Origin of the sequence: Rhodococcus sp. YH1 (genome assembly GCF_009939605.1) — a bacterium.
Taxonomy (GTDB): domain Bacteria; phylum Actinomycetota; class Actinomycetes; order Mycobacteriales; family Mycobacteriaceae; genus Rhodococcus; species Rhodococcus aetherivorans.
The window spans coordinates 1-4,688 of sequence record NZ_WVTE01000148.1 but is presented as its reverse complement, the minus strand read 5'-3'; the positions used below and the strand labels follow the sequence as shown (position 1 = coordinate 4,688).

5 protein-coding genes and 1 rRNA gene are annotated in these 4,688 nt (G+C 69.7%); 3 read left to right on the top strand and 3 right to left on the bottom strand.

All coding sequences use genetic code 11. The features are described 5' to 3' along the window. Positions 1-202 precede the first annotated feature (202 nt). Both mce and AIIKEEIJ_RS12690 read left to right on the top strand, forming a co-directional pair. Positions 203-685 (top strand): methylmalonyl-CoA epimerase, encoded by a 483-nt coding sequence (mce, locus tag AIIKEEIJ_RS12695; RefSeq protein ID WP_029542955.1) that lies wholly within the window; start codon positions 203-205, stop codon positions 683-685. Between the two features lie 107 nt (positions 686-792). Then, entirely contained in the window at positions 793-1,878 is a 1,086-nt protein-coding gene (locus tag AIIKEEIJ_RS12690) for a hypothetical protein (RefSeq protein WP_161995786.1), read from the top strand. Positions 1,879-1,935: 57 nt separating this feature from the next. Here the strand turns inward: AIIKEEIJ_RS12690 and AIIKEEIJ_RS12685 are convergent, their stop codons facing one another. Next, positions 1,936-2,256, bottom strand: a complete 321-nt coding sequence (locus tag AIIKEEIJ_RS12685; protein ID WP_029542951.1) for a hypothetical protein — start codon at positions 2,254-2,256, stop codon at positions 1,936-1,938. A 1-nt stretch (position 2,257) separates the two neighbouring features. Next, entirely contained in the window at positions 2,258-2,932 is a 675-nt protein-coding gene (gene nucS / locus AIIKEEIJ_RS12680; protein ID WP_029542949.1) for an endonuclease NucS, read from the bottom strand. A gap of 43 nt (positions 2,933-2,975) precedes the next feature. Here nucS and AIIKEEIJ_RS12675 point away from each other — a divergent pair, with 43 nt between their 5' ends. Continuing rightward, on the top strand, positions 2,976-4,517 hold the full coding sequence (locus tag AIIKEEIJ_RS12675; protein WP_202916974.1) for an adenylate/guanylate cyclase domain-containing protein: 1,542 nt from the start codon (positions 2,976-2,978) through the stop codon (positions 4,515-4,517). 96 nt (positions 4,518-4,613) lie between these two features. Here AIIKEEIJ_RS12675 and rrf read toward each other — a convergent pair. Then, positions 4,614-4,688 (bottom strand): 5S ribosomal RNA (gene rrf / locus AIIKEEIJ_RS34305); the annotation flags it as partial.

Sequence of the window (4,688 nt, the reverse complement as noted above, 5' to 3'; positions counted from 1 at the left end):
CGACCCCGCCGAGGTCCGAACCGGAGAGGTCCTTCAGGGCGCCCTGCAGACGCCCCATCGGGGTCCGGGCTCCGGCAACGATGACAGAACTGGTCACGAGGATTTCCTCCGGTGGTGGGAGTGACGGCTTCCGCGCGGGCTCGAGGCCGGCAAGCCCATCCCGACGCATACTGATCTAACGTTAGCGCTACCGTCTTTATTCATGACTGAGACCTCCCCCACTCCGACTCCGCTCGCGGCGCTGACCTCCGGCCTCGTGACCGCCATCGACCACGTCGGCATCGCGGTCCCCGACCTGGACGCCGCCCTCACCTGGTACGCCGAGAACCTCGGGCTCGTCTCCACCCACGAGGAGGTCAACGAGGAGCAGGGCGTGCGCGAGGCGATGCTGTCGGTTCCCGGCTCGCCGGAGGGCGCGACCGCGATCCAGCTGCTCGCCCCGCTGAACGAGAACTCGACGATCGCGAAGTTCATCGACCGCAGCGGGCCCGGCCTGCAGCAGCTCGCCTACCGCGTCAGCGACCTCGATGCGGTGTCCGCCGAGCTCCGCGCGCGCGGCGTGCGCCTGCTGTACGACGCCCCGCGACGCGGCACCGCCGATTCCCGCATCAACTTCCTCCACCCCAAGGACGCCGGCGGCGTGCTCGTCGAGCTCGTCGAACCTGCTGCGCACGGATCGCACTGACCGCCCCCATCTCACCCGGCCGACTCGCCGGGTTCACACCGCCGCAGCATTAGCACAACGCGGCGGCACGCGCAGCTCCGACCGCTTCGAGCAGGTAGATTGGCGCCATGGTCTTCGATCGCGATCGCACCCCAAGCCACCTGCCCTTCTCCATCGTGCGCAAGGGATTCGACCGCGACGAGGTGACCAACTACTTCGCCAGATTCGAGGCCGAGCTGCGCGTGACCGCCACGGACCGGGATGCGGCCGCCGCGCAGGCTCGCGACCTGGCTCGACAGCTCGAGAACGCCCGCAACGAGATCGACGAGCTGCGCAAGGACGTCGATCGGCTGTCGGTGCCGCCCACCACGGCCGAGGGCATGAGCGACCGCATCTCCCGCATGCTGCGCCTCGCCTCCGACGAGGCGTCCGAGCTGCGGGCACGGGCCGAGGCCGACGCAGCCGAGATGATCTCCCTGGCCGAGCAGGAAGGCATCCGGCTGCGCGGGGACTACGAAGCGATGATCGCCGAGCTCGCCGAGCGGCGTAAGGCATTCGAGACGGAGCACGCCCGCACGATGGCGGAGGCGCGTGCCCAGGCCGCGCGGATCATCGCCGCCGCCGAAGCGGAGCGCGATCGCCTGGCGGCGGAGGCGGAAGCCAAGCGGGACCGGGTCCAGCAGGACTTCGAGATCGCCATGAGCGAGCGCCGCAGCAAGGTCCTCGGCGCCCTCGACGAGCTCGAGCGCACCAGCAAGGCCGAGGCCGAGCAGCGTCTCGAGATCGCGTCCCGCGAAGCGGCACGCCGGCTCGAGATCGCCACCGAACAGTCCGAGCGGAAGATCGCCAACGCCCGCGATCTGACCGAGGAACTGCGGGTGCTGCGCGGCCGCATCCTCAGCCAGTTGGACGGGGTACGCGGTCAGCTCGAGGCCGTGCCGTCGATGCTCGCCGCCGTGACGCGCGAGGGCGAGCTGCTCGACCGCGACCGGGATGCGCTCACCACCGAGGGCGAGGCCGACGCGACCAAGGAGATCGCCACCGGGGAATCCGAGAAGGAACCGGCCACCAAAGAACTCCCGGCGGCCGGCGGCAAGCCGGAGGGCAGCGACGGCGAAGCCGGCTCGGCGAAGGAGGCACGGTCCGGCGAGGAGGCACCGTCCACCGATCGCCTCGGCCGCTCACCTGCAGTGGCCAGCAAGGTCCGCAACTGAGCCGCGATCAGGACCCGACGGCTGAGCCGTCACTAGGACCCGACGGCTGAGCCGTCACTAGGACCACCGCCGGGTCGGTCCGCGGGTACCGCGGCCGGCCCAGCATCCGTTGTGCCAGTGCCGGCGTTCGTCGGCGCCCCCGATGTCGTCGGTGGGCCAGGCGACCACGTGGGGGGTTCCCGGCGCGATCTCGTGATCGCAGCCGGGGCACCGGTACGCTTTCGTTGCTCGCGACCCGGGGACGGTGCGCACGGTGTAGCGCTCGGACTCCGCGCCGGACGGCCCCCATTCGGTGCGGGAGGTGGCCCCGGAGAACGTCGACCCGCCGATATCGGGCCGGCGCCGGCGCTGCGATCGGGGAACGTTGCGGCGGGGCATATCAGAACAGCCGGAACTCGTTGCTCTCGGTGCCGCGCAGGGCGTCGTAGTCGAGCACGAGGCAGCGGATACCGCGATCGGTCGCAAGGGTCTTGGCCTGTGGCTTGATCTGTTGCGCCGCGAAGACACCGCTGACGGGCGCGAGCAACGGGTCCCGGTTGAGCAACTCGAGGTACCGGGTCAGCTGCTCGACACCGTCGATCTCGCCGCGTCGCTTGATCTCGACGGCCACCGTGCCGCCGTCCGCGTCCCGGCACAGCAGGTCCACCGGACCGATGGCCGTGGGGTATTCCCGGCGGACGAGGGTGTAGCCGGGGCCGAGGGTTTCGACGTGCTCGGCGAGCAGTTCCTGCAGATGCGCCTCGACACCGTCCTTGATCAGGCCCGGGTCCACACCCAGCTCGTGGCTCGAATCGTGCTCGATCTCGTCGATGGTGATCCGGAGTTGCTCACCCGTCTTGTTGGTCACCACCCACAGGGCGTGCGCCTCGTCTGCGGACTCCTCGACCAGCCAGCACGGCGGACTCATCCAGTTCAGCGGCTTGTAGGCACGGTCGTCGGCGTGCACACTGACCGATCCGTCGGCTTTGACCAAGAGCAGCCGACGCGCCATCGGCAGGTGTGCCGTCAGACGTCCGACGTAGTCGACTCGACAGCGGGCAATCACAAGGCGCACGTTGCCACCCTAGAGGATCGCTCCGGACTACTCTCGAACGACCATGCCTCGCACCCGCCGCACCTCGCCCCTCGGCTCGCCGCTGCTCGGCGCGCCCGCGGAATCCGTCCGGCGCCAACGTGTTCGCGTGCAGACATTGCTCACCCTGTTGCTGCTCGGCACGAACATCGCGGGGGCCGCGATCACGGCGTTGTTGATCAACGTCGTCGTCCCGGGCCCCTCGGTGCTGCGTCCGGAGTTCGTCGTCGTCACCGGCGTCATAGCACCCGTCTACGTCGGCGGGGCGATCGTCCTGGGAACGGCCTTCGGGACCCGGCTCGGCCTTGCACAACTGCGGTGGATCCTCGAGGACCGGGATCCCACCCCCGACGAACGACGTGCAACCATGCGGCTGCCGATGCGCCTCACCGCCCAGCAGGGTGCATTCTGGGCGCTGGGGCTGGTGCTGTTCGCGACCGCGTTCGGTGCAGTGGATCCGCGCACGATCCCGAAGGTCGCCCTCACCATCGCCCTCGCGGGCCTGACGGTCTGCGGCTTCGTCTATCTGTTCAGCGAATTCGCCCTGCGGCCGATCGCGGCCCGGGCCTTGGAGGCCGGGGCGACGCCGCGACGCCGACTCACCGGCACCAGCGGCCGCATCATGGTGGCCTGGGCGCTGGGCAGCGGCGTTCCCGTCGTCGGGCTGATGCTCGTGGCGGTCTTCAGCTTCGTCCGTCCCGTATCACCCGTCCGGTTCGCGGTGACGATCCTGACGATCGGCGGACTCGCCTTGTTGTTGGGGGCGTTGCTTATGCTCCTCACCGCCCGGACCAGCGTCGCGCCGATCGAGTCGGTGCGGTCCGGCATGGCCCGCATCGAGCGGGGCGACCTCGATGCCGAAGTGGTCGTCTACGACGGAACCGAACTGGGAGAACTGCAGGCGGGATTCAACCGCATGGCCGACGGCCTCCGCGAGCGCGAACGGATCCGCGACGTCTTCGGCCGGCACGTCGGGCAGGACGTCGCGCGGGCGGCGTTGGCGTCGTCGCCGCGCCTGGGCGGCGAGGAACGCCATGTCGCGGTGCTGTTCATCGATATCATCGGCTCGACGGCAATGGCGGCCGATCGGCCGCCCACCGAGGTCGTACATCTGCTCAACCGCTTCTTCGAAGTGGTGGTCGAAGAGGTGCACCGGGCCGGCGGGTTCGTCAACAAGTTCGAAGGCGACGCGGCACTGGCCATCTTCGGCGCTCCGGTCGCAATGGACGACGCGGCGGGCAGTGCGCTCGCGGCCGCCCGGGAGATGGCCCGCCGGTTGCGCACCGAGGTCCCCGAGTGCGAGGCGGGAATCGGAGTCACCGAGGGCCTCGCGGTGGCCGGAAACGTGGGCGCTCACGAGAGATTCGAGTACACGGTGATCGGCGATCCGGTGAACGAAGCGGCTCGGCTGTCGGACGTGGCCAAGACGTTCCCCGGCCACGTGGTGGCGTCGGCCCGGGCGGTAGAGGTGGCCGCGGAAGCGGAGTGCATCCGATGGTCGCTGAAAGGTGAAGTCACCCTGCGCGGGCGGTCGGAGGTCACCCGCCTTGCGGTCCCGGTGGACTGATCCCGACGAAGGACCGACGGGTTCGGCTGCGCCCCACAGGGAACGCGGAAATGCCGGAAGCCCCCCAACGAGGTTGGGGGGCTTCCGGTAACGGGTGTTCGGCGGTGTCCTACTCTCCCACACCCTGTCGGGTGCAGTACCATCGGCGCTGGAGGGCTTAGCTTCCGGGTT

Bases quoted from the DNA above. Each gene is read 5' to 3' on its own strand.
- AIIKEEIJ_RS12690 (WP_161995786.1), top strand. From the start codon at position 793: ATGGTCTTCGATCGCGATCGCACCCCAAGCCACCTGCCCTTCTCCATC.
- AIIKEEIJ_RS12685 (WP_029542951.1), bottom strand. From the start codon at position 2,256: ATGCCCCGCCGCAACGTTCCCCGATCGCAGCGCCGGCGCCGGCCCGAT.
- mce (WP_029542955.1), top strand. From the start codon at position 203: ATGACTGAGACCTCCCCCACTCCGACTCCGCTCGCGGCGCTGACCTCC.
- AIIKEEIJ_RS12675 (WP_202916974.1), top strand. From the start codon at position 2,976: ATGCCTCGCACCCGCCGCACCTCGCCCCTCGGCTCGCCGCTGCTCGGC.